Annotated in this window: 14 protein-coding genes; 4 read left to right on the top strand and 10 right to left on the bottom strand. The window is 45.6% G+C overall.

Going from position 1 to position 25,774, the window contains the following annotated elements:
* Positions 1-3 precede the first annotated feature (3 nt).
* Positions 4-1,128 carry a FecR family protein gene (locus AABK39_RS21925; protein WP_338395137.1) on the bottom strand — a complete coding sequence of 375 codons (1,125 nt, stop codon included), beginning with the start codon at positions 1,126-1,128 and terminating at the stop codon, positions 4-6.
* Positions 1,129-1,231: 103 nt separating this feature from the next.
* On the bottom strand, positions 1,232-1,747 hold the full coding sequence (locus AABK39_RS21920) for an RNA polymerase sigma-70 factor (RefSeq protein WP_338395136.1): 516 nt from the start codon (positions 1,745-1,747) through the stop codon (positions 1,232-1,234).
* A 579-nt stretch (positions 1,748-2,326) separates the two neighbouring features.
* On the opposite strand from AABK39_RS21920, the gene eno reads away from it, so the two are divergent.
* The gene (eno, locus tag AABK39_RS21915) at positions 2,327-3,601 is read left to right on the top strand and encodes a phosphopyruvate hydratase (RefSeq protein WP_338395135.1); all 1,275 of its coding nucleotides are present in this window, start codon (positions 2,327-2,329) and stop codon (positions 3,599-3,601) included.
* A gap of 187 nt (positions 3,602-3,788) precedes the next feature.
* Here eno and AABK39_RS21910 read toward each other — a convergent pair whose 3' ends face one another.
* From AABK39_RS21910 to AABK39_RS21895, 4 genes are all read right to left on the bottom strand, one after another.
* Positions 3,789-5,525 (bottom strand): RagB/SusD family nutrient uptake outer membrane protein, encoded by a 1,737-nt coding sequence (locus tag AABK39_RS21910; RefSeq protein WP_338395134.1) that lies wholly within the window; start codon positions 5,523-5,525, stop codon positions 3,789-3,791.
* A 12-nt stretch (positions 5,526-5,537) separates the two neighbouring features.
* The gene (locus AABK39_RS21905; RefSeq protein WP_338395133.1) at positions 5,538-8,861 is read right to left on the bottom strand and encodes a SusC/RagA family TonB-linked outer membrane protein; all 3,324 of its coding nucleotides are present in this window, start codon (positions 8,859-8,861) and stop codon (positions 5,538-5,540) included.
* 313 nt (positions 8,862-9,174) lie between these two features.
* Positions 9,175-10,317, bottom strand: coding sequence for a FecR family protein (locus AABK39_RS21900; protein ID WP_338395132.1), 1,143 nt, complete (start codon positions 10,315-10,317; stop codon positions 9,175-9,177).
* 110 nt (positions 10,318-10,427) lie between these two features.
* Positions 10,428-11,012 (bottom strand): RNA polymerase sigma-70 factor, encoded by a 585-nt coding sequence (locus tag AABK39_RS21895; RefSeq protein ID WP_338395131.1) that lies wholly within the window; start codon positions 11,010-11,012, stop codon positions 10,428-10,430.
* 1,031 nt (positions 11,013-12,043) lie between these two features.
* Here AABK39_RS21895 and AABK39_RS21890 point away from each other — a divergent pair.
* Positions 12,044-12,355 carry a hypothetical protein gene (locus tag AABK39_RS21890; protein WP_338395130.1) on the top strand — a complete coding sequence of 104 codons (312 nt, stop codon included), beginning with the start codon at positions 12,044-12,046 and terminating at the stop codon, positions 12,353-12,355.
* 196 nt (positions 12,356-12,551) lie between these two features.
* Here the strand turns inward: AABK39_RS21890 and AABK39_RS21885 are convergent, their stop codons facing one another.
* Together AABK39_RS21885 and AABK39_RS21880 are read right to left on the bottom strand one after the other, a co-directional pair.
* The gene (locus AABK39_RS21885; RefSeq protein WP_338395129.1) at positions 12,552-13,868 is read right to left on the bottom strand and encodes an MATE family efflux transporter; all 1,317 of its coding nucleotides are present in this window, start codon (positions 13,866-13,868) and stop codon (positions 12,552-12,554) included.
* Between the two features lie 150 nt (positions 13,869-14,018).
* Positions 14,019-15,578 carry a M20/M25/M40 family metallo-hydrolase gene (locus tag AABK39_RS21880; protein WP_338395128.1) on the bottom strand — a complete coding sequence of 520 codons (1,560 nt, stop codon included), beginning with the start codon at positions 15,576-15,578 and terminating at the stop codon, positions 14,019-14,021.
* A gap of 293 nt (positions 15,579-15,871) precedes the next feature.
* Between AABK39_RS21880 and AABK39_RS21875 the strand changes: the two genes are divergently transcribed.
* Positions 15,872-18,772: an MGH1-like glycoside hydrolase domain-containing protein gene (locus tag AABK39_RS21875; protein ID WP_338395127.1), complete on the top strand. Its 2,901-nt coding sequence runs from the start codon at positions 15,872-15,874 to the stop codon at positions 18,770-18,772.
* Between the two features lie 97 nt (positions 18,773-18,869).
* On the opposite strand, the gene AABK39_RS21870 is transcribed toward AABK39_RS21875, so the two are convergent.
* A complete protein-coding gene (locus AABK39_RS21870) occupies positions 18,870-21,938 on the bottom strand; it encodes a T9SS type A sorting domain-containing protein (protein ID WP_338395126.1) in 3,069 nt (1,022 codons plus the stop codon).
* A gap of 1,114 nt (positions 21,939-23,052) precedes the next feature.
* Between AABK39_RS21870 and AABK39_RS21865 the strand changes: the two genes are divergently transcribed.
* On the top strand, positions 23,053-23,592 hold the full coding sequence (locus AABK39_RS21865) for an RNA polymerase sigma factor (RefSeq protein WP_338395125.1): 540 nt from the start codon (positions 23,053-23,055) through the stop codon (positions 23,590-23,592).
* 137 nt (positions 23,593-23,729) lie between these two features.
* Here the strand turns inward: AABK39_RS21865 and AABK39_RS21860 are convergent, their stop codons facing one another.
* On the bottom strand, positions 23,730-25,733 hold the full coding sequence (locus AABK39_RS21860; protein WP_338395124.1) for a discoidin domain-containing protein: 2,004 nt from the start codon (positions 25,731-25,733) through the stop codon (positions 23,730-23,732).
* Between the last annotated feature and the right edge of the window lie 41 nt (positions 25,734-25,774).

The raw sequence follows: 25,774 nt of genomic DNA, 5'->3' as shown, positions 1-25,774 counted from the left end.
ATTTCAGTGGATTATCACCTTTCCTTTTTTCCTTTCAAAGCGAATATCCTCGGAATACAAGGCTTCGATTACTTCCAACACGAAACCGATGTCATGCCCCTCCTTCACTACCAAGGTAAAATGTCTAGCATCTAGCTCCTTGTTCCGGTTATCGATCTCCAATCCGTAAAAATCCTCTAACCTTACTTTGATCCGCTCAAACTTTTCCCTCCGAAAAATCATCTTGCCTTCCATCCAACAGGTGTACAGTTCCGTATCCACTCGCCGTTTGTGTACACTAGCCCCCGCCACTAAAGACGCCTGCTCCCCAGGCTCAAGCGTGATTCGTTCACCGTTTGACGCATCCACTCGTACCTTTCCGCTCACCAGCGTTGAACGAACCATATCGGCTCCCTTTCGATTCGACACGTTAAAGCTCGTCCCCAAGGCCACAACATCCATCTTGCCAGCCTTTACACTAAACGGTCTATCCTCATTCCTTTCCACATCGAAAAAGGCTTCTCCTACAAGATGAACTTCCCGTTTGCCTAAAGGGAAGTGGCTTGGGAATCTGAACTCGCTGTCTCCGTTGAGATGCACAGTCGTGCCGTCCTCCAAAATAAAGCGATAGCGTTTTCCCTTCGGAATGCGAATCGTATTCCACGAAATCTCCGCTTCCGCTGATTCATTCCCAGGCTTATCGCCTTCCATCTCCTTTCGGACATCAACCCAAATCGCTTCCTCCTGGTTCGCTAAGGTCACGTTATCACCCGATTCCGTAATCAGGACAATCTGATCCTCAGCCATATTACTATTATCCAAATAGCGTGTAAGCAACGGAACCGTAATGTATAGAACCGCCAAAGACGCCGCAATTCCAATATAAACGAAACGCCTACGGTTTTTTTTCCTTTTGGCTTCCTGCGAACGTTCCACTACTGTTTGCCAGATTGCCGATACGTTTTCGGGCGACTCTCCCGAATGATCGTCAAATGCTTGAAGGGCTTCGTTTAAGTCCTCCGCTCTTTCTTTGTTCTCCTTTGCTCGTTTGCTCCAAGCTTTGACCTTTTCTTCCGTACGGGCATTGGCCTCACCACCCATACTTTCGATCAAATGCCTGATATGCAATCCTTTCTTATTCCTTTTCATCACAGTTGTATCGCCGATTATCCCGACGACTTTTCTATTAGTTCCAAAATCATAATACTACCCCTACGCATGCGGAAAATATTTTCGAAAAAAGAATTCCGGCTCAATGATTCGCCTTCAGCCGTTCCCGAATAAACTTAATGGCTTTCGTCATTTGATTCTCCACAGTCTTGACCGATATATGCTTATAATCAGCGATTTCACGGTTTTCCAGCCCCTCATATTTGCTCAGGACAAAAATCTCACGGCACTTGTCAGGCAAGTCCACAACGGTACTTTCTATTTCCCTCATCCTAACACCACTTTCATCACTTATACCGTCCGCTTCACCATCAGGCAAGTCCATATCATAAAGATCCATATCCGTGATCAGGGAATCGGCCTCACGGTTCAGAGCCTTCATGCACTGGTTATACACCGCCGACTGTAGGTAGGTCTTTACCGAACCGCTTCTCAAAACCACCGGCACGCGCCTAAGGATATCGCAAAAAACTTCCTGCACGATATCCTCGGCCAAGGTCTCGTTTCGAACATAATAATTCGAAAAACGGCAAAGGGGGCCATAGTATTCCCGGAAATATCGCTCTAGCGTGTGTTTGTAGATATTCGTTTCATTCATTCCGTTTATTAGTGATGTGTTGGTTTATATCAGTGCTCGTCTGGTTCGACCACGGGGGATTTTAGCAAAAAGGGAAACCATATGACCCCGTAACCGAGGCTTGAGTTTCCAAAAAATACTTTTGCGATCAGGTATGAAAAGTATCGTCTTTGAATAGTGAGATTGAGCAAATTGATAAAACGGCAACGGTATTTAACGATTTATACCCTTTGATTTGGAGTGGAATGGATGGGTGTCAGACTATGGGGGGATGAATGGTATTGGATGAGATTGATAGTCGTATTCATTTTTGATACCTATCATTGCTATCCGCCACATTACGTTTTGTTATAAGGGCTTAGTATTACTTACCGAGATGCTCCTTGTTGAGAAATAACTCACAAGACTGAATACCACTAATAGTTTCAAAGAGATATAAGTCTAAAATTGTACTCGAATTTATACTCTTCAAAAAAGTAAATCCCCATCGATCAATAAGTTTTTCTGATTGGCAAAAGCCAATAGCGCTATTGCGGAGGACTCAACAGTCCAAGGAAGAACAAACACATTTGCGGGAGGTTCTAGGGAAAATATATTCCCATGAAGAACTCGAAAATAAGCTCGGTATCCGCCCTTGAAATTCTGGATTCAAGGGGGAATCCTACCATAAAGGTTTATGTCCGGTTGGAAGACGGCACTCTAGGCACGGCTTCAGTTCCTTCGGGCGCTTCAACCGGCAGTAACGAGGCTATTGAGCTCCGGGACGGAGCAGACCGCTATGGGGGCAAAGGCGTATTGAAAGCAGTAGAGAATGTAAATACGGAAATAGCCGGCGCCCTAACCGGAAAGTGGGCCACCGACCAAAGAGTTATCGACGACGTAATGATTAGGCTTGACGGCACTGAAAACAAGGACCGATTAGGGGCCAACGCAATACTGGGCGTCTCCATGGCCGTAGCCAGGGCTGGCGCCAATATTTCCGGCTTGCCATTATACCAATACCTCGGCGGAGCCGGCACGCCCCGCATTCCCGTGCCTTGTATGAATATTCTGAACGGAGGGGAGCATGCGGACAACAGCGTCGACTTTCAGGAGTTTATGCTGATTCCTGACGGTGCGCCAAACTTCAGGGAAGGGTTGCGCTATGTCTCCGAAACCTTCCACCACCTGAAAAGCATCCTTAACCGCAAGGGCTTGGCCACCAGCGTAGGCGATGAAGGCGGTTTCGCCCCAAACTGCAAAAGTAATGAGGAGGCTGTGGAATTGATAACCCAAGCTATCGGCGAGGCAGGGTACGAACCCGGAAAAGACTTATCCATCGGTATCGACAGCGCCGCAAATTCTTTTTCCCCGAACCTTAATAATCAATATGACCTGAAATGGTCAGGCAAAGGTAAAGCCCTGTCCAAAGACCTTATAGACCTTACGGGAAAATGGCTAGACAACTATCCGATAATATTATGGGAAGACCCTTTGTCGGAAGGCGATTGGGAAGGGTTTGCGCAGTTCACGAAAAAGTATGGAGACCGCATCGAAGTTGTTGGTGATGATATATTCGTAACCAACACAAAGTTTATATCAAAAGGAATAGAACTGAAAACAGCTAACGCGGCCCTGATCAAACTGAACCAGATAGGAACGGTATCGGAAACCATTGACGCTGTGAGAATGTGCCGGGAGGCCGGTTGGCGATACTTTCTCTCGCACAGGTCAGGAGAAACGGAAGACAGCTTTTTGGCTGACTTCGCCGTAGCAATGGACGGCGGTCACTTAAAATCCGGATCAGCGTGCCGAGGCGAGCGCCTCGCAAAATATAACAGGCTTCTGGAAATCGAGCATGAGTTAAAGGGCCACTCCGAGTATCGTTGGAGTTAAAAGTTAAAAGGATTATCACTAACGAAAGTCTCTAACGTAATATCGCAGACCTCTAAAAGAGGCCTGCGATAATGAGTGTTTTCAACTACAATTATATATGCCTAAACTATATACGCCTATTTCTTGATACCGTCTAGGCAAGCAATACCATAGTTATTAATCGTCTTTCTATTACTATTCGATTTGATCAGTCATACCCCGGATTCTGCCCTAGCTCAGGGAACTTATTGAGTTCGCTTTGCGGTATAGGCAATAGGTAATGACTTTCCGGGAATACCTGAGAGCGTCCGCCTACTTTGAAATAACTAAACTTCAATTGGCTTGGATCAAAGAGATATTCCTGTTCGGCCACTGTAGGCGCTCCCTCACGACGTTCGATCTTTACGCCCATAGGCTCATAACCGTCCAACACATCACGGGCAATTCGCCAACGAATAAGGTCAAACCAGCGATGGCTCTCGAACACCAATTCGATTCGGCGCTCATGACGAATAGCTTGCCTCATACCTTCTTTGTCCAAACCGGCTTTCAAAGGTGGCATCATCGCCCTTCTCCTGATTCGGTTTATAGCCTCGTACACTTTGGCCGACGGGCCATTAGCCTCGTTCTCGGCTTCGGCATAGATTAACAGGATCTCTGCAAACCGGAACTCTTGCCAAGAAGTAAAACTCTCTCTAGGGTAGAACCCATTTCTAGGGTCGACAAATTTCCGGACCAAATAGCCCGTGATCGAAGCATTACCGTCCTTGATCGTGCCGGGTCCCTCATTTTTCTTGTTCCATTCCATATCGATAAAAGGCTCCCCACTTCGTGGGGCCACCCCTTCAGGTCCTGGAGACCCATGGTGGTACACGGCCATATCAAACCTGGGATCCCTTCCTTTATATGGATCCTCCGGGTTATATCCGGAAGCCGGATTATCTATTGGGAGACCAGTCGCTTGCATTTCGAAAGCGTTTACCAATTCTTGGGTCGGGTCAGTCTGTCCTCCATTATTTCCCCTCCAGCGGACTGGCCAATTGCCATAATCGAAGGAATGTTTGCGGGAGCCTTCCAGATAATTTTTCTCCAAGATAGTCTCAGTATTTCCACCTAATGAAATAAAAAGCTCACGCATATTGGCCACAGCCTCTTCAGCCGTAGCGGGTTCAGGTTTATAAAGGTCTAAACCGTCGTTGGCGTCACCCCATATGAGCTGATCGGCATAAGCGGCCGCTTCGGCCCAACGCTCAGCGTAAAGCATTGTACGGGCATTCAGCGCAATAGCGGCCTGACGGCTGATTCCACCACTTGGCGTATCGGACAGTTTGGGAAGTTGTGTAGCGATTTCGTCCAATTCCGCTTTAACAAAAGCGTAAATTTCCGATTGCTTGGATTTAGGCACGAAAAGGTCCGCATAGTCATCAGGAACATCTTGGGCCTCCTTCAACAAAGGAATATCACCATATCGACGGGCCAAATCAAAGTACTTTATAGCCCTAACAAAACGAGCTTGGTTTAGAACCTTATTCTTGAATTCCTCATCAAGTGGCGAGTCTTCCAAGCCCTTCATCAAATCATGAACAGCGCGGATGTCTTTATACAGATCATTCCAATTACCTAAACCAGTATCATTATGCGAAGATAGGGTAGGCGACAGCGCACCTTTGATTATCACTTTGTTCGACTTTACCCAACCGCTTTTTGAACGCGCCTCGTCAGTGATACTTCCCAACATATAGTATCGTCCATAACCTTTTCCTCCTTCAAAATGGCCACTTGGCAGACGCCCCAGCACTTCGTTAAGGTTAGCCTGAACCAAATCCATGTCCTTAAACACCGCGTCGCTATTAATTTTATCCTTAGGCGGTTTGTTCAAGAAATCGTCGTCACAAGCCGTTCCGGCCAACAACAACAATACGAAAAGTAAATATTTTGCTTTCATCTTCTTTCTGCGTTAAAACCCTACTTGAATACCTGCCGACATATTAATCATCTGCGGATAGTACTGAATACCCGATCCCGCACTTTCAGGGTCAAGCCAATCCACATTGGTCAATGTCCAGAGGTTGGTACCCGAAGCGAAGACACGAACCTTCTTCAGCCCCGCCTTCTTTACAAAAGCAAACTTGTCGAAATTATACCCCAACTCTATATTCCTTAGCCTGAGGTACCATATCTCCTGCATCCAAAAGTCGCTATCCTGCGTGTTGTTAGAAGCACTACCAATTACCATTCGCGGATATCTGGCATCTTCGTTTCCAGGGCGCCAAGAGTCTCCTCTTACCTTAAGCGCATTTCCATCTCTGGTAAATGTTCCCATCCTTATATGGCTGGTATAGTTCGTAGCTCCTTGGAAATTCGCTTGAAAGTCAAACCCTTCATATTCTGCGCTAAGCGAAAAACCATATACGAAATTGGTGAATCCACTGGTACCGATTATGGTCTTGTCATCACCATTGATTTTACCATCAGGCTTTCCTGTCAGATTACCTTCTTCGTCACGGCCGTTGATATCCTTGTATTTGATATCGCCTGGAAAAACTTCGCCCCAAGGTTGCTTGGCGTGATTGTCTATTTCCTCCTGAGTCTGGAACAACCCTTCGGAAATATAGCCCTTACGTTGTCCCACTCTTCTGCCAATGGCCGATAATGCGGGGTTAACATTTTCAGACTCCGCCTTCTTCACCACTTTATTATCATACCAACTTACATTGGCAGATACGGAATATTTCAATTTCCCGATTTGGTTACGGTGGCGAACCAATGCGTCAATACCCCATGAGTCAAATTCCCCGAGAGGTTGCTCAGCGATATCTCCACCATATGTGGCCGGAACCACAGCGTCCGGTTTATCGAGGATATCCGTCGTTGTTCTCCAATAATAGTCAAGTTCGAACTCGTACTTATTCTCAAAGAATCCGGCGTCAATACCGATATTCTGGCTGGTCACCGTTTCCCAAGTAATAGTCGGGTTTGGTATTCCATCGTTTTTAATACCCGGTTTCCAAATCCCGTCCATTACTGTTCCATCTCTAAAGCTGTATGTAGCGAGATATTTAAATGAAGGCACATTGTCATTACCAACCTGTCCCCACGAACCGCGAACCTTAAGGTTACTTACAAAAGGTAACGCTTTCATAAACGGTTCGGATGATATACGCCATCCCGCCGAAACAGAAGGAAAAAATCCCGTACGATACTCTTCGTCAAACTTGAAGGACTTATCAATTCGGGAATTGAATTGGATCATATACTTGTCCTTATAGTTGTAGGAAAGCCTTCCTACCCAACCTAAAGAGGCTGATTCAGTCGCTTTCGAGTTGTTCTTGTCATTACCTTCGTCTCCGGCAAAAAAGTACGGGATCGATGTGGAAATATATCCCTTTCGCTCTCCAGAAATTTCATTAAAATCATTCTCGAGCCTTTCCAACAATACCAAACCGCTAACGTTGTGATCTCCGAAAGTCCTGTTATACGAAAGGTTCAACTGAAGTGTCTTTTCTACCCATTGCTTCCTATACTCCTTTGATAGGATATCATTATTTTCGAAAGCTTTGGTTTCCGTAAATTTGTCAGTTGTTTCGTTATATTCATACCATGTATAGGGCTTATTAAAATTTGTTTCCCTCTCATTCAGAATATCATAAGAAAACAATGCCTTGGCACTTAACCCCTTCACGCCGGGGATATCGTATTTGAAAGATATATTCGACTGGAAATAGGTTTTATTCCGGTCCTTCGTACCGCTCCTTTCCGCCTGTCCAATCGGTGAACCGCTAAAACCATTATATCCCAATGCGTCGGGTACACCCGGCACATTCGGCAAAGGATTTAAAATTGGTTGGGCATAAATTGCAGTCTCATAAATACCCCTATCATACGAAGTATTTGACCTCTCCTCTATTCTTCCGGCGAGGTCAAGCGAAAAGCTTAATCGATCGCTAAATTTCGTATCAATATTCGTTCTTAGGTTATTCTGGTTATACCCTACCGTAGAGTAAAGGCCTTCTTGGTCTAAGTATCCATACGAAACAAAGTATTTGACTTTTTTGGAACCGCCTGACGCAGAAAAATTATGTTGCTGTTGAGGTGCGGTTTCGTCCAATAGGGCGTCTAGCCAATTATATCCCGGAAGTTCCCCACGTTGATACGCTTCCACCACTTCGTCACTGAAGGCAGGGTCCTCGCCGTCGTTTATCTTAGCTTCGTTATAGTAACGTACGAATTCCGGAGCGCTCATCGCTTCCACCTCACGGGTTCTTTTCTGAATGCTGAAGCGCCCGCTGTACTCAAACGACGGCTTCCCTTCCTGGCCACGTTTCGTGGTGATCAAAAGTACGCCGTTTGCTCCACGCCTGCCGTAAATAGCCGTTGCGGCGGCGTCTTTAAGTACGCTAATATCAGCAATCTCGTTCGGATCAAGCCTTGAGAACGGACGCTCGATTCCGTCCACAATTACCAAAGGGTTTTGTTCGCCTTTATCATGGTTTTTATATGATGTTACCCCCCTAATTCTCAATCTGATACCTTCGGCTCCAGGCACCCCGGAAGTTTGTCTGGTGATAACCCCCGGAAGCTTTCCGGTCAAGGCCGTAGCCATATTAGTGGCTGGAGCTTTCACCAATTGCTTGCCTTTCAGTGTAGCCACCGCTCCCGTAATATGCTTTTTCTTCTGAGTACCGTATCCGATTACCACAACTTCTTCCAGTTGCTCAAGGTCCGGCTCCAAAGACACATTAATATTCGTTTGGTTACCAACTTTGATCTCCTGGTTTTTATAACCTACAAAACTGAATACCAGAATATCCTCGGGCTCCACCTCCAACGAAAACTTTCCGTTTACGTCAGTCACCATACCACGGGTAGTCCCTTTTACAGCTACACTGACTCCAGGCAACCCTCCGCCATCTTCTTTATCGGTCACATTTCCCGTGACTTTCTGAGTTTGTTGCTGAACCTCTACTGTTTTGACTTCCAGAGGCGCCTTCTTCGCTTTTTTCTTCTTTACAACTATATGGTTCTTAATCACCTTATACTCAAGGTCCGAAGCTTCGAAAACTTTTTTTAAGGCCTCGTCAAAGTAAAAGGTTCCTTCAATCGTCACCGTACTGTAACGGCTCAAGTGCCAATTGTTATAAAGAACTTTTTTATTCGCCTGTCTACCTATCTCCCTCACCACTTCTTCCAGTGGCTGAGAAGAGAAGTTTAGGCTCACCTTTATCCGTTTTTCGGCCACTGCCGATGAGCTGACAATGGTAATCATCAAAAATAAAAACAAAAGAAATCCTGCCTTTCGCCGTAAAACGAAAGGAGTTTTGTAAAAATCATTCATATCTTTAGAAAGTTAATAATGGAACTTTAATCTAAAAGTACCTCAAGGGGCGGTCCCACAACCGCCTCTTGTTATTTGGTTAGGTGTGGATCTGTAAGTTTTCTTTCGCCTATAGACCTCCTTTCTCTTTTTTGGTTAATAAAAAATTTTATTCGGGTTTATATTCCCCTCTTTTTTAGCCTCTAAAAACTTTAATAGGCTATTATTTTGAACTATTCCGACTCAGGATTAAGGCCTGTAATATCTAAAAACCAAAAGGTTACCATACGACAAAACCATCTGAATCTTTTTTGTATTTGAACCCGCAAAGATACGACAGCGCCTCCATCGCATCATCCACGGTTTCCTCATCAAGCTCTCCGCGATACAGTTCGCCCGGCAAACGGAACTCGCTGTTAATCTTTACGCCGTACCAGCGCTCCACCCTTCCAAAAATTTCGTCCAGCGGCATATCGTGGAATACGAACCGTCCGTCTTTCCATGCCGTATAAAGCCCTACGTCCACATTGCTCCTGATTACTTTCTTTGTCGTTCGGTTATAAGACAAAGCCTGTCCCGGACTTAGCACTACGGCCTTTTTAGGGTCATAAAACGAACCGCGGGGCAGAATACCGACACTACCTTCCACCAACACCGCCCGGCTAATATTTTCGTTCTTGTAAGCACTCAGGTTAAACTCCGTCCCCAGCACCCTTAGCTTCAAACGGTCTGTACTTACATGAAAGGGCCGTATCTTGTTTTTTGCGATAACACAGTATATCTCTCCTGCCAAAAGTTCGATATTCCGTTCCGTTCCTTTAAACACCACCGGATAACGAACCTCGGTCTCGGAATTCAGAACAAGCCTGCTTCCGTCCGACAAACGAAGGGCAAAACGCTTACCGCTAGGAACCCTAATCGTGTTATAAGTCTCTTTAAGGCTCTGGAAACCGTCTTTTTCGTAATTCAGCGTACTCCCGGAGTCAAGACTACGGATGAAACCTTTCCCGGAGACCTCAGACAAACTGTCTTTCAGCGCGCTATAAGGCACCTTGGTTCCGTCGGACAGCAACAGTTCCACCTCTTGGCTTTCCGCAAGGCGAGAGTCTTCCATCGCTTTATCGGCGGCAAACCTATAGCCGACAAAAGCCACGGCCAACAAGGCCAAGCCCGCCGCCACTCTGCCTAGCCAAAGCCTTAGCTTTATTCTTCTCTCCCGTTTTTGGGCTTGGCCCTTTAACTTTATCCAAAGCCCGGCAGGAGCATCAGTTCCGGCAAAGGCCTCCGACATCATCTCGGCAAACACTTCGGCCTGATCCGGATCCGAGTCCAGACGACCACCTAGCTCAGTTAGCTCCTCCTCCCCCAATTGGCCTGACAAATGTTTATCTGCCAAAAACCTGATCCGTTCGTCTTTCATCATATCCTTTAGCCTGTCCGAAAGCTATTACGGCAAGATTTAATTTTACCCTAATCCTTTTTTCAAAAAAAATTCACAAAGTTGATCCGCAAAGGTGTTCGATAATTTTTCAATCATAAAAAATCACGTCCCAACAACAACACAACCGTTATTGCCGGAGCGTAATCACGCAGAGCGACGCCCAACTTTTTCTTAGCCTTGGTCATATGGGCTTCCACGGTTTTTATAGAGACCCCCATTTCTTCTGCCACGTCACTATATTTCTTTCCTTCCATCTTACACTTCACAAAAACGGCCCTTTGGCTCTCGGTCAAAGTATCCAAAGCCTCCGTTATGCGCTCGCCCATCTCGGTTATTATCATGGGACTATCGGCGTTATCGTCCGATGTCCGTTCCGGTTCCACAAAAAAACGCCGGTCAAACTTCTCCCTTACGGCCAAATGTCTGCGCATATCCATATAAGCGTTAAAAGCGCTACGGAAAAGATACGGTTTCAACGACGCACTGGGCCTCAGCTTTGCCTTATTGTTCCAAAGTTTTAAATATACATCCTGCACCAGGTCTTCCGCCGCCTGTCTGTCCTGAAGCAAGTGAAAAGCATACCCGAACAACACGCCACTATAGCGATTGAAGAAATATTCGTAAGCGACCAGGCTTCCTTCCCTTAACCTTTCCAGATAGAAATCGTCACCATACATAGGCGCCTATACTTAAAATTTTCTCATAAACAGTTCCGCTCGTAGTTAAGCCACCTCCAAAACACCATTACGCATCACGGAAACTCCACACTATTTCCGTAATACTAAATCGTTTATACAAACTGAATCACCGACTTCCCCATAAGCCAACATGGGAAGTCGTCTAAAAAGGAGTCTTAAAGTATGTGATTAAATGAATTAATGACAAAAAAATACGGCTATTTCATATTCAATATTATCACCTGCCTACTAAAGTAGACCCTAAGCTAAACGATTACCCCCTTAATAAGGCATTCGCCCCTATTTCTGGGATGAAATCACACGATAATCAAGAAAGACTCATTCCACACTCAAAGCGATTAATTTTCTGATTAAAAAATAAGCGTCTAGGCACAACGCAAACCGATCGATATAGCCAGTACTATATTATCCGTGAAAAATATTTTTTAAGGAAATTTTATTGTAGACGGATAAAGGAAAAACGGCCAAAATCAATTCGACCTGCAATTACCGGCCATAACCAAAACGAAAAGCTATCGGTCGATAAAGGTGTTCATATTCTTAAATGATAACCGGTATGCGTATATCTTTCTTCGTTGAAAAATACAGGAAGGTCGAAGCTTGTCAAATTATAACCCTATATCGATTTTATTTTCCATATAAGAGAATAAATAATATGTTTTTTGAAAGTATTAGATTTATATTTTTGATATAAAGAATATTAAAAGGTATATTTTCAACAACAAACCTCAAACCTGTCACTATGGAAAGCCAAAAAAATCCGACCCGTTTTTTCCTCTCCGGCCTTGAGGAACTCTTCGAAATAAAAACCGTACTCCATCACTTCGAGCCTTCCGACAACACCCCTTCCGATCCTTCGGAAAACGTACCTTACACTATGGAACACAGTAAAGATTGTTGGTTAAAAAAGTATTGGAGATCATTTTGGGAATCAACTTTGCGGTGTGATACGCAAAGGAAACCAAGTGATCACGATAATCTTTTAAGCCATGAATCTACATGAACAAAGAATGACGAAAGCCATCTATGAATTTTTAGACCGCGAACAACTCCCCGCCTTTACTCCCTTGGAGGGCCGTATTGAAATGACCCTCATCAAGCATATTCACATCGACGAAAAAGGCCCCATCAACGACGAAGACTTCCGTGAAGTGGCCGGTTACGGATGCTTCGACCTAATGGTGCGTCCCGTATATTCCAGCAGAGAGCGTTGCGTTGACTGCCCATTTGAGTTCCGCGCCCTTATCTCTGACCATAGCCACAAAATCAGAAACCTCCGCATCGAAGCCTCGCAAACCGATTTCGCAGGCATTCCACTTTAGCTGTCCCCTAATCCGGAACAGAAAAAACCGTTTGATAAAACCCATCATAAAGATGATGAGTGTCCTCAAACGGTTTTTTTGCCTGTAAGCTGCTTTGGATTTAACCCTAAGTCTATCTTTTTATTTTATTCGGGAAGAGTGTGATCCAGAATAATATTTTTTTAAATCCTAGACAATTAAATCATTTCCGAGTAGTTTATTTACTCTGAACGGCCTCTAACTTCCCATATACCGCAACTTTCGCCATAAAGGTTTGCAGTACACCACGCGCAAACAAAAAAGCGCTAAGTCCCGCCCACAAAGCGTGATTTGGCCATATTCCTTTCAGGGAGAAATACACCGGAAAGAAAACCAGCAACGAAGCGACCATCATGCTCAACATCATCTGCCGGCCGGCCGTGGCCCCGATAAAAATCCCGTCCCACAAGTAAGAAGCGAAGCCCAGAATCGGGATAAGCCATGTCCAGATCAAATATGGATGAGCAGCTTGGAGTACCTTAGCATTGGATGTCAGCAAAGAAAGAATCCCTTCTCCCGCCAATGCGTACACGCCACTAAAGGCCAAAGAAAGGCCAAGTCCCCAAACGAACAGCACTTTAACAGCTTGTTTAACTTTATCCAGATTTCCTTCGCCCATATATCGTCCCGCCAAGGCTTCCGCCGCAAAGGCGAATCCGTCGATCAGATAAGAGAAGAAATACGTAAACTGAAGTAACAAAGCGTTAGCGGCCAACAGCGTATCGCCCAAGCCTGCCGAAGCGTAAGTGAAGTAATTGAATACGGCGATTAGGCACATTGTACGGATAAAAATATCCCTGTTGACAGAGAAATAACGCTTCAGCGCCACACGTTCCAGCACTTTCCCCCAATCAGGCCACTTCCACGCAAAGGCGTATTTTCTTCGTAATGCGTAAACGCCCAAAATAAGCCCGCCATATTGCGCCAGCACCGTACCGTAAGCCGCCCCATCGGACTTTAGGTCGAAAACGTAGATGAAAATTGCGCTAAAAACTATATTCAGTACATTGCTCAACACCGTTACGGCCATAGGCACACGGGTATTTTGCATTCCCACGGACCAACCTACCAAAGCGTAAGTGCCGATGGTAGCCGGCGCCGCAAAAATCCGGATATCGTAATAGGAACGCCCCCAGCGCAATACGTCCTCCCCGCCTTGCAAAAGACCGAAAGACAAATTACCAATCGGTGTTCTTAACAGAATCAGGCCGATACCGATAGCCAAACCCAACGACAATGAACGGGCCATTACCAAACCCGATTCGTCCCAATCCTCTTTTCCGAAAGCTTGGGCCGAAAAGCCTGCGGTACCCATCCGCAAGAAGCCAAAACCCCAATACAGCAGGTTAAACACCATTCCGCCCAAAGAAATGGCTCCCAAATAGGCCTCCGATTCCAGATGCCCCAATAGCGCCATATCCACCAGCCCCAGCAAAGGGACGGTAACATTACTGATGATATTCGGAACGGCAAGGGATAGTATTCTTCGATTCATACTCACTTTACGATGCGACCGTCGCAAAATTATCTAAAAGGGTAACGGAAGCCAAGTATCATGAAGCGAGACCTTTCAGAACGAGACACATAAGCACAAAAAAAGGCGTTACGAATATCATAACGCCTCTCTTACCAGAAAAACACATGCTTACTGCACCGTCACGCCTTCGTTGGTCAAATCCCAAACATCCAGATAGCTCACCTTGATGATCTTAATGATTTTGTCCCAATTGATTTTTTCCGAATGGTCAGTCGGCTGGTGATAATCCGGGTGGCCCCAAGTATGGAACCAGAAAATCGGAATATCCCTACGGGCGAAATTCGCTTGGTCACTGCCATTTACCGGACGCTCCACTCTGCTGTACGACACGTCCAAATTCAAATCGTATCCGCTATTGTTTCTCTTATTGGTTTCCTCAAAAATCGGAAAGGCCTTGGTGTACAGCATCATACATTTGTTCCCTTCCGGATCCCAGGAGCTGTTCCGGCCGATCATGTCGAAGTTCAAATAATACTCGATCTCCAAACCGTTGCGGTCCGCCTCTCGCAGAAAGTGTTCCGATCCGTTCAGGCCTTTTTCCTCCGCAGTCCAAGCCGTGAACAAAATCGTTTTGTCCGGCTGTTGGCCCGAAGCTTTAAAGGCTTTCGCAATATTCAAAATCGCCGTTACACCCGAAGCGTTGTCATCGGCACCGTTCCAGATATAACCGTCATGTTTGCCCAAATGATCGTAATGAGCGCCCACTGCTACGGTTTTCGTAGCGTCCTTGCCCTGAATTTTGGCAATTACGTTTCTGCACACCACAATTTCAGAATCTACGCTGGTCTGCAAGCGAATACTCTTCCCGAGTTTCACTTTTTTAAACTTATAGGCGCTTTCCGCTTTCTTGGCGAAACCTTTAAGGCTAATTCCACTTCCAGATACCAATTCGTTTGCCACTTTGGCGCTAACCGTCGCCACCGGCAATTCTGGACGCAACGTATCGCCGTGCAACTTTACTTTTGTCTCATAAAACGATTCCCGAATTTTGTCTCCCTCGTAGTCTTTGCCATTTACCCTAAAAGGCAAATTAGAAGCCCAACGTTTGGTAATATCTTTCGAAGGGTCAAACTCCACAATCGCAACAGCGCCCGCATCAAAAGCCATTTTGTCCTTGTCACGACGTAATTCTCTTGCCCCCGCCGGTTTGTATTTTTTATAGCTTACCGAGGCGGTATCGGCTTGGCCCGGAAAACCTTTCAGGCGGAAAACCACTTTACCCGAAACGTCTGCTTTCTCGAAATCATCGGGCATGCCATAGCCCACAAACACTACGGGCGCCTCATAAATGCCACCAACCTCCGGCAAGGTAACGCTGAAGTCCACTTTGTGGGCGAAATCGATTTGCTTTCCATTACCGATTACCGACAAGATTTGCTTCTCGCCCGGTTTGTATTCTGTCAAGGTTACTTTCTGAAAATAACTTCCATCATCGCCAGCGGGCTCAAGGCCGTGCGTTTTGAAAACGCTTTCGATATAAGCCGCCGCCATATACGATCCTCGGCGCCCAACCTCGCGTCCTTCGAACCAGTCCGAGGCCAAATATTCCAGCGCACCACGCACGGAGCCTTCGGTAATGGCCTCTAGTCCTCTGTCCTTGGCTGATTGCGCCAACATGGGCGCCATCACCGTAAGGGACAATACCAAACTCAAAAATCCTTTAAGCATAATTTCCTTGTATTGAGAATTGAAAAATCCGAAGCGCCGGCCTAAAGGAAATATTCTACCGCTGGCCAAAACGCCCGCCAAGCATAGTAAAACCGATGCTTAGACACGCAATTTACCCACAAAAGCCAAAAGATGCACTTCCGTCTAAAAAACACGGCTTTAATCACCAGTTCTAGACAAATAATTACAGGAATTTCCGGGTCAGGCTTTCATGAGTCTTTACATATGCTGAAATTTGCAAGAACCTTTGTAAAGGTAAATTTTCAACTTTCTTTTTTCTTGCATAGCGCACGATGAAACACACACGATCTATCCTCCTGCTTTTACTCCTCTGGAGCCTTGGGGCCCAAGCCCAAACATTTCGGCCCGACGCCGGCTACTTCCGAGAACTGGAGAAAAGACAAAAAATCAATCTCCCCGATTGGGGTCCATACTCCAAAACATACGCAGGCATTTCCCATATCGCCAACTACGAAAAAGGCCTACGCTTCGACTTGAGCGTTTTCCCAAACATCTTCGGAAGAAGCGCCCAACTGCCCGACGTGAACAAGGATTCCGGATACTACCCATGGGAAGCTACTTCGGACCTTTCGCATTACGCGTTTCGCCATCAGCTTTACGCTAAACTTTACGCCGAGGTTTCTTACGAAAAATTGGAAGACAACGCACGGCTGGTACGTACGGAGATCGTAAACTCCGGGGATTTGCCCGAGAGCGTTTCGCTGAATCTGCTCTCTTCCATGAATCTGCCCGAGATTCTTCCGGCCACGATTTCCCTTCCGCAAACGGGTTTCTGGGTAGACGGTATGGACTACGAGCGTTTACAAAAGAAAAACGAAACGCCCGAAGACAAACTCGTTCCACACGGGTGGCGCAAAGGCCAAATCGTAAGTAGCGAATTCGTAAACGGTACAGCTTTGGCCCGCGGATTCGGAAAGAAAAAAGGCGACCGCCTGATCTACGCTATCAATTTTCCTCAAAACTACCGCTATCCTGTTATGAGCCTCCGGCTAAAAGTGGCCGAAGGACAAAACGCGGCCCTGACAATTAAGGGAACGGGATTTCGCAAAAAGCTTAAGATAGCCAGCAACGGATCTTTCCAAAACCTGAACGTTGAAATGGCTCCGTTGGTAGCAGGCAAATACTGGATTGCGGTGGAAGTTGGCAAAGACGGAGGCGAAATTGTCCTTGACGGTATCGCCATCTGCGAAAAGAAAGAACTCGGCGATGTGAAAATATCGCCCACTTCAAGGGCCTCGAAACCTGAAATCGGGAAAACCGATGACCGCAATATCACGCTGAAATATCCGCAGAGCGAAATTTTTTACGGAATCCGTTGGTACGGTCCCGGGCGTGTGAGCAGTATTCGCAAAGGCGACGATATCAACCAAAACACGCAAAGCGGACAAGGCGGTGATTTGACACTTATTACCCTCAAGCCCGTTACGGTTCCGGCGGGAGAATCGAAAGTGGTTTACTCGCTGGTGTTCGCCGGAAACAAAACCGATGTGGAACGTCTGCTCAACAGATACGCCCAAGCCGACAAGCAAGGTTTCGAGGAAACAAGAAGCGATCTCCGCAAAGCGTTTGTCCGCCCAGAGTTCGTAGCCGATTCGCTTGTCGTATTCGACAGCCTTGCGCCGGAACGCCCGAACCACGACGAAGCTGCGCAAATACTGTTGGCCTCCGCACGTACCAATATCGTTTTCCCGGTTTTCGGGCCGAAAAGCAACATTTTACGCTACGCTTCTTTCGGAAAAACGAATGGGCTAGACACCTGGACCGCCGGAACAACCGGAATCGGTTTGGCGCAGACGGACACCGAAAGGGCTGTGGAATTGCTGGAAACGTATCTTGCGCAAGAAAATCGCGCTTCGGCCTTCGTACACCAAGGCGCTTTGGTCCCTACGCAGTTTTACCTTTACCAAGAGCTTTGGAACAGCACACATTCTTGGGATTTGCTCCGTCATTTTTATCCCAAATTGCTCCGCTACTATGATTTCCTCTGCGAAGGTGGCGTTAAAATGACCGACACCGGTCTTCCGCTCCCTTGGGACTACACCGACAATTCAGGTGGATGGACAGATTATCCGGCTCAGGATTACGCCAAGGATAAAGTGCTTTTGGGACAAACGGCTCCGGCGATTTTGCCCGCTCATTTGATCCGAATTTCGAAAATAATGAAGCAAGCTGCCGATATGCTCAACAAATCGGACGACAAGCAGAAATTCGACAAGAACATAAAAACACTATCCAAAGGGTTGAACGATAATGCTTGGGACAAGGCCTCGGGCTATTACGGCTACTTGGTACACGACAGCAAGAACAAGCGCCCGATCGGGGTGTTGCGCAACGACAAGGGCGAAAACCTGAATATGGGGCTGGACGGCGCCTATCCGATTATCACAGGCGAATGTGACAAGCGCCAAACCAAAGCGATCTTGGCCAACCTGAAATCGGAAAGTGAATTGTGGTCGCCAACGGGCTTGCGGAACGTATCGCAAAGCGCCTCCTATTGCCAGTCGGACCGCAGGTGGAACGGTGCGGTGAGCTTCGCGCACCAATGGTTTTTCTGGAAAAGTATGCTGGACTTGGGCGAAACGGAATTCGCAGCAAAAATAGCCGAAACGGCGCTGACCACGCTCAGCGAGGAAACGGCTTCTTCGCATAACGTTTACGGGCATTATCTTCCGCAAACGGGCCGCGGTTTCGGCTATCCGAGAGCTACGGGTTACGTCTCGCCGGCGCTTAGCTGGCATCAAGCGTACTTTACGCCAGGCACGGTTACGGGCGGTTTTGATTGCTGGACCAAAGAACTGAAAACCAACGAAGACGCTACCGAGCTGGAAGCGACTGTAAGCTTTGCCGAAAGCGGAAAAACGAAGCGCGGTTTGGTGATTTCGATGAATTCGGGAAGAAAATACGAATTCACCGTAAACGACAACAACTACGAAGCCCAAATGCTTTGGCCCGGAACTTACACGCTTAGCCTTCCGAAAGGAACCAAAACAGTAAAAATAGGAGTAGTAGCTCTCGAAATTATTCCTGAGGAACCTGAAGCACCCGAAATGATTGACTTAGATACAGAAGATTCGGAAGAAGGGAGCGAAATTGTAGAGATTCCAGAAGAGAATCAAGTGGAAAAGAGCTCGGAAGAGAATACTGAAGAAATAGAAGCTGAGGAAGTTCAATAAGATTATTCATTTTTAAGAAAATCAAAGACCGTGACGGGAATACGCCACGGTCTTTTTTTGTTCTGAAATATTCCAAACACTATACTATTTCAGGCTCCTATTTTTTTACAATGGTAGAAGCCAAAGTCCCTTTGTCAGTAGTCAATCTAACTCGGTAAATACCAGGCGAAAGCGACGAAAGATCCACCGAAAATTCTCCGCCTTCGGAGTTTACAGCCGGAGTAGAGAGCAATTGTTTCCCGTCTTGCCCAAACACCGTTACGCTAGCTTCTGAATTATAGCCAGCTTCTGTTTTTATCTTCAGAATATCCGTTACCGGATTCGGATAAAAAGTGATTTCTCCGTCTTTACCGATTTCCGTCACGGTATTAACTCTCAGGGTAACGGTTTTCTCCGCAGCCGAAAAATTCTGCAACGCATCGACGTAAGCTCGAATGGCCACCAAACCCGGCGCAAGAATTTTCACTTTCACTCCGTCAATCTCCGCTACGTCCGCACCGGACATAATTTCGTAGCTGACTTTGGCTGGCGAGTCGGAATAGGCGGAAAGCGGGAAGGCTTCGTCACCCATGTTTTTGATCATATCCTCAAAGCCTAGTATTTCGGTAGTAAACACCTCACCATCAGCAATTACCCGAATATTGGCCGTCGCTTCCGTGGCCGCGTAGTTTTCGGATGCTTCCACATACGCACGAATAGTAGCGTTACCCGCTTTGACCATTGTCACCAAAGAGCCGTTAATGCTTATCACATCGTTGCCAGCCGAAACCTCGTAACGCACCTTGGCATCAGAATTTGTGTATGCTGACAAGCCAAACGTTCCTTCGGTTATCGGCAATACTTTATTTCCGAAGTTGGTAATCACAGTTGGTGTAAGTACTGTCGCCGGATTTACCGTAACGTTGAAGGTTTTTTCGGCGGAAAGGAACAAGTCTGTTTCCGCTACCGCCGCTTTGATTTTGGCGCTTCCTTCAGCAAGGATCGTCACTTTGGCGCCGTCAACACTTACGGCATCCGATCCTTCCACTAGGCTATACTGCACCTTGGCGTCGGATGTAGAGTAGCCTTTCAGTACGTAGCTTTTCGTCCCAGCCGACAGGGCCAAGTCTTCGATATACATGATCTCAGGAGTACTTTTAGTAACTTCTCCTTCGTCATTGGTTTCCAAAACCACCACTTTCAGGGGCTGGTCCACGTATGCGCCTTGCGGATCTTCGGCCCTTACCTGCAAATCGTAAACGCCTGATTCCAACTGTTTTCGAGTCTTCAAAAACTGTTTTGAAACGGCGAACGCACTGTTGTTCGGCGATCCGGGAGCCAACGAGAAAGTAAAACGGACATCGTCTGGGTCTTCGTCGCTGGAAAGCAACGTTCCCACAATTTTTCCAGCCTCGTCTTTGTCCTTGATAATATTATTGCTCAAAGCCACTACTGATGGTGCGTCGTTAGCATCCGTGATTTTTATCGTAAAAATTTGAGTCGTAAAAACCTCGGCGCTTTCCTTGTGTGAGGCTTTCACACTGACATTGTATTCTTTGCGTTGCTCATAATTAAACTTTGACTTCGTAACAATCTTACCGTCCTTAATGGCGAATAAATCGTTGTCCATTTGCCCCGAAGGAAGGCTCAAATTATACTGACCGAGCAAATCAACGCGCTCTACAATTCTATTGATCTTACGGTTTTCGGTATGCCAACGCAGAGAGTACTTATTCAAGGCAAGAACACCCACCTCTTCTCCCTCATCCACGTTTTCCGACACGTCAAAAGAAGAAAGCTTAAATTCATTCGCCAATTGCGCTCCCGCCGGAAGGTCAACCCTTTTGATAGTCAATTCTTTTGAGAATTTTCCCCCATAAGGGTCATAAGCCTCTACTTTGATTTTATATTCCGTGAGAAAATCCCGCTCAAACAATTCCTCTGAAGAAACGAGCGTCTTTCCGTCCTTGATTCTGAAGCTGAAATTGTAAGGATAGTTTTCATCATCCACCAAACGGAAATTCAAAGGATCGCCATCCGGATCGGTACCCGACAAATCTCCCACAATGTTGAAAGCGGGCGTAGTGGCCACGGCTTTGTCATTGCTAATCGAAAGGGCTGTTGGCGCTTGGTTCCCTGATTTTTTGGCCCAAACAGCAAAATCGACACTTTCGATAATCAAGCCGGGCACGCCACTGTTAGTTACCGCACAAGTGTAAATGCCGGCTTGGTTCGGCCCGAAATCCAACAATTTCAAGGTCTTTCCTTCCGAAGCCGGAACAGGTTTTCCGTTCAACAGCCAAGAATAGGCGTTTCCTCCATCGCGCAAAGAAAATGTCATCTCATGGCCAGCGCCATTATCCAAAGAAACCTCATCCTGCTTATCTCCAAGTTTCTTTTGGGGAGCATAAGTAATGTCGGTAATCACATACTTGTCGTCCCAAGAAGCTCTGGCTCCATTAGCCCCGAAAAGTACCGCATAGGTGAAAGCCTTGATACTTTGGAAATCAAATCTATTGTTGGAAATATCGACGTCAGTGACATAGGTTCCAATGGCATTATCCGACAGCCCTTTCATGAGGTCATCTTGCGTAATGGAAGTTATGTCGTTGGAGCTAAGGTCAAGAACTCCGGATATTCCCCAACCGCCAATTCCGCTTCCGCTCACGATTTTCTTATCGGAATTCATGTGGAATTTCGTCAGCTTATTATGGTCCAGAAATATATTCTTAGGACCTGCGTAACCGTTAAGTGTCATAAACTGCTCCGAGACCTCGGTTATGGAATTATGGCCTAAGTCAAACGTTCTCAAATCCCTTCGAAAAACAGTTGGTCTCTTATTCCACGAGGCCGGAAATTCAGGGTAGTTATCAGGATTATACAGAAAGAAAGCGTCCGGCAATTTGCCTTTCAGCTTGTTTCCCGACAAATCCAATAACGATAATTCCGGTCCAAACCCTCCCCCTTTATGGAGTGTGATTCGGGGACTTTTCGTATTTGCCTTCAATGTTTTAATCAAATTCGGCTTATCGTTGGCTCCCCGCCAATTCTGCCCGTCCAATTGATCATACAACAATTCGAGCGCATCTTTTTGTGTTTTGGTTATTTCCTGTCCATACCCTAAAAATGACGCACACACCAATGCGACTGACAAGGGAAATAGCCTAAAAATTAAATCTCTTTTCATGTCGGTTCTATGTTAAACATCCATTTTTTCCGCCTCCCACAGCGGTGTATTCTTTTTATACATGCCGGATTGATTCGATCCAAAAAATAGGAGCCATCAATCCGACTATATATTACATAAGTAATTTATATCATGTATATATGAATACATAAGAGTATTAATAAAAGATAAAAGATTCTTTTATTATCACTTAAAATTATATGTTTATACATACTTTCGTTGTAAAAAAATAAGATTTATAATCTTAACTATTACGAAACCCGGCTTATGAAGAGTCCAAAAATAAGCAACTGATAAATACAATAAATAAAAAACTAAAACCTGCACCTCACTTTACAAAGTAAAAATACACGAACCTGATATACTTATACCGTTTTTCTTGATAAAAAAAGAATAGAGCCTATTTATTTTCAACAACTACCTGTAGTGTCTTTTACAAAGAGAATGCCGCCAAAATGAAACCACCATTTTTTAATCTTTTTTCGATAACAGAATTCCCCCGCTATCTATACATTTTTTTTCCTAGTCGAAACTTCGATTATAAAAGCTATTATTCAGACACTTACGAAAAACCCCGAAGGGGTAAAATGACAAATCCAATGGCTTATTCACTTTAAAATAGCAGGTCAGGCAGTAAAAGCATTTACTTTATATCCGTAGGCGTCCCTAACTCACCGACTATAAAACAAGTCCCCAGTCTACATTAATTGAGACGATGTATTTAACATTCAAGATGGATTTGATGATATAGTATAGTGGATAAAATCATCAATTCACTTTCGGCAGACACTCATATAATAGGTTATTTACAAACTATTTAACTGAGACACTTAGTGTCATTTTTATATTTATAACACACCCATGAACAGAAAAAAAGAATACAACGCTCCGAACGTTGAATCTAGTTCGTAGCATTTTGGTTTTTAGAATCATAAAACAGACCTATCGGGTATTAAGAAATACTACCACTTTCTATTAATACCCAAAAGATTCTATCCCATAGCCAGCTTCTTAGGATCTCAGATAATGAGAACCTTATATTTTTCACACACACATTGAAGTTTATATGCTTAGAAGCTCTACAAATAATTATATTAATCAACTGCGTCCACCATTGCAATCGATTAAACAAAACGAGTACGCCAAATTCGTCGACTTATATAAAAAAGCTTATCCGCTTTTGCTACGGTTTGGCATCAAGCTCTATGACAGCCCGGAGTTTGTCAAAGACTGTATACACGAGATGTTTATCACGTTATGGACCAAGCCCGATTCCCTTGCCAATGTGCGTAATATAAACGCGTATCTGTGCGGGATGCTCAAGCACACCATCTTTCAGGCACTGAAAAAGAAACGGGAATTTACGATGGATAACGCGACTCTTCAGCAACTGGAAAGTTCTGGTAAACAGAGGTATCCGTTGGTATCCGAAGAAAACACCTTCGAACAATTACCATATATCATTAAAAAGGCTGTTACTCAACTCAGTAAAGGCCAAAGGGAAATTGTGGAAATGAAGTATCTGATGGGCCTTGATTATGAGGAAATAGAACAGATAACTGATCTTGACAACAAACGCATCAGAAGCCAAATGCATAAAGCACTTAAGAAACTGAAAAACATCCTTCCTTTTTGCATTTTGGCCACACTTTAAGTGCCAAGTAATGCGCTTCATAAATAACACGCCGACACATTCTTATTTTAAAAAAATTAAAGGCCTCCGCATTTTGCGGAGGCCTTTCCCCTTTCTAGCCAAGGGTTGGTAATGAACTATATTTGCCTATTCCATTATTATTCTTCAACACCGATAACCTTAAATTCTGAGATTACCATAGCCTTCGGGTCCTGATTACCACCGTTCGGGTCAATAAGTGGCGTGAGAGCCACAAAGCGAACGTATCGGCCTTTTTTCTGGGCCGTAGTATAAACTACCAGTTCGTCGTAAGTCACCTTCTTCCACTCGCCTGTCGCTACGGGCGTTCCCCAATCGTCGAGATCGTTGGAAACGTAAAGGGCAAACTTGCCAATCAGGCCGTTAAAGAATTGCTTTCGGCCTTCTTTTGAGAAACCGATAACCGTGGCCTCTTTGCCCATATCAAATTGCACTTCATGAGGGAAACCCGGAGAACTAGGCCTATACTGCGAATGCCAATTGGTTCCCTTATTACCATCAAACGCGTTGCGGGCCCATCCTTTGGCACTACCCTCCCCGATTGTTTCTTCATCGGAAGCGAAGATAACTTCCCACTCGGAGCGGTCGAGATAATCGGCACCGAGTGAGGCTGGCAGGGTTACTTTATCGCGGTTAGCCATATAGCCCATCTGGTTGAAAAGCGGAAACAGGTCGGCGTCTTCATTTTTGTCTTTGGCCAATTTATCCCAAATCCAGACGGCATCATGGCCGGTAAAGTCATACGATTCCGACTTCGGCACCACTTCGTCCTGCATCGTAAGGTATTTTGATAAAGATTCCGGGCCGAAATCCTCAGTTATGCCAACCAACGCCTTGATATATTTAGCCAGGCGGAGATCTTTGGGGAAAGTTGCTTTTTGCTCGTCCGTCATGGTTATAGGATCATACTCCTTGAGCTTCTGAGCGTTTGCAGGATCATTGGCCAATGCCAGATACGGCATTAAAATCTTGTCACTGTCAAGTCCTTTCGATTTGGCGACAACAGCGGAAAGATAAACTCTCAAAGCTTCGTCCTCGATCGGGTCTTTGTAAAGCATCCAATTGTCAGCTATGGCTGTGATGAACTGCTCAACCATTCCTTCCTTAGAATCCGGATAACCGCTATAAAACAAACCAACACTCAGACGATCAGCGCTTTTGATTATCTTTTGGTCTGTAGAAAGCAGATCTACACTGAATTTATTGCTCTTAGCCTCAAGTTCCAGATAGTCATCCACACCCTTGAATGCGTCATCGAGCAAAGCGCTCAAATCTTCACCATAATTTTGCTGATAATCGTTGGTCAAAAGCGTCACTTTGTCCTGAACGAAATTGCGCTTGCCCAGTACTTTTTTCAATAAAACACTGTTAGAAGCCGGCCCAATTTTTCCGTTAGACAGCTCCGGAACCATCGCTTTCACCAAAGCGTCATTCAGGAGGTTTCCGTCGGCGTCCTGTCCGAAGATATTGACCGCAGAAACGAGAACCTTTCCCGAACCGGACTCCTGGTAAGCCATCACAGCCTCGCCGGCGGCGTCCTTCATCACGATTTTCCAGTCGGCGGGAGTCGCAAGCGTAAGTTTTGCCCCTTTGCCCGCTATGGCCACATCTGTGCCCGAAGCGCCGAGCTCGCCCGTGGTTTTGACCGGAACGGCCACGTCTCCAGCCGTCATCGTAAAGCCGAACTCCGCTCCCAACGTGTTTACGCCGTCCAGTTTTTTGGCTTCGCCAGAATAGAAAAAACAAAGGCTTCCGCCATTTTCGGGTACGGATTTCAAGTTAGCGATATCTTCCGGCGAATATCCGCCCACGAAATCGGAGTTGAGCATTACGTTCAGGATAGAAACGTCAAGCGGACTCAAATCCCGCAAATTACCCAACGAGGTCTGCATATATTGCCCTTTGGAAGTATCCAGATAGCGAGCGAATCCCTTTACCCCATCGTCTTGGGAAGAGCTTTGGAGAAACAGATTCCAATGGTGCGAAAGATCGTTCATCACATAAACCGGCTGGCCTTTGTAAGAGTCCTCTATCGGTCTGTAATCTTTGACAATCTCGTCTTCGTCGCAAGCGAAAAGAACCGCGGCGAAGAACAAGAAAAATATTCCCGTATATCTTTTCATCTCATTTTCTTTTTTGAATCAGTGTGAAAAAAGGGAAAGGC

The organism is Fulvitalea axinellae, from assembly GCF_036492835.1.
GTDB lineage: Bacteria > Bacteroidota > Bacteroidia > Cytophagales > Cyclobacteriaceae > Fulvitalea > Fulvitalea axinellae.
The sequence above is the reverse complement of the archived record's forward strand: the minus strand, read 5'-3'. Positions and strand labels throughout refer to the sequence as shown.

Excerpts from the sequence above, each read along its gene's own strand:
- AABK39_RS21900 (WP_338395132.1), bottom strand. The coding sequence starts at position 10,317 with ATGATGAAAGACGAACGGATCAGGTTTTTGGCAGATAAACATTTGTCA.
- AABK39_RS21875 (WP_338395127.1), top strand. The coding sequence starts at position 15,872 with ATGAAACACACACGATCTATCCTCCTGCTTTTACTCCTCTGGAGCCTT.
- eno (WP_338395135.1), top strand. The coding sequence starts at position 2,327 with ATGAAGAACTCGAAAATAAGCTCGGTATCCGCCCTTGAAATTCTGGAT.
- AABK39_RS21860 (WP_338395124.1), bottom strand. The coding sequence starts at position 25,733 with ATGAAAAGATATACGGGAATATTTTTCTTGTTCTTCGCCGCGGTTCTT.
- AABK39_RS21890 (WP_338395130.1), top strand. The coding sequence starts at position 12,044 with ATGACGAAAGCCATCTATGAATTTTTAGACCGCGAACAACTCCCCGCC.
- AABK39_RS21885 (WP_338395129.1), bottom strand. The coding sequence starts at position 13,868 with ATGAATCGAAGAATACTATCCCTTGCCGTTCCGAATATCATCAGTAAT.
- AABK39_RS21870 (WP_338395126.1), bottom strand. The coding sequence starts at position 21,938 with ATGAAAAGAGATTTAATTTTTAGGCTATTTCCCTTGTCAGTCGCATTG.
- AABK39_RS21925 (WP_338395137.1), bottom strand. The coding sequence starts at position 1,128 with ATGAAAAGGAATAAGAAAGGATTGCATATCAGGCATTTGATCGAAAGT.
- AABK39_RS21880 (WP_338395128.1), bottom strand. The coding sequence starts at position 15,578 with ATGCTTAAAGGATTTTTGAGTTTGGTATTGTCCCTTACGGTGATGGCG.
- AABK39_RS21910 (WP_338395134.1), bottom strand. The coding sequence starts at position 5,525 with ATGAAAGCAAAATATTTACTTTTCGTATTGTTGTTGTTGGCCGGAACG.
- AABK39_RS21920 (WP_338395136.1), bottom strand. The coding sequence starts at position 1,747 with ATGAATGAAACGAATATCTACAAACACACGCTAGAGCGATATTTCCGG.
- AABK39_RS21895 (WP_338395131.1), bottom strand. The coding sequence starts at position 11,012 with ATGTATGGTGACGATTTCTATCTGGAAAGGTTAAGGGAAGGAAGCCTG.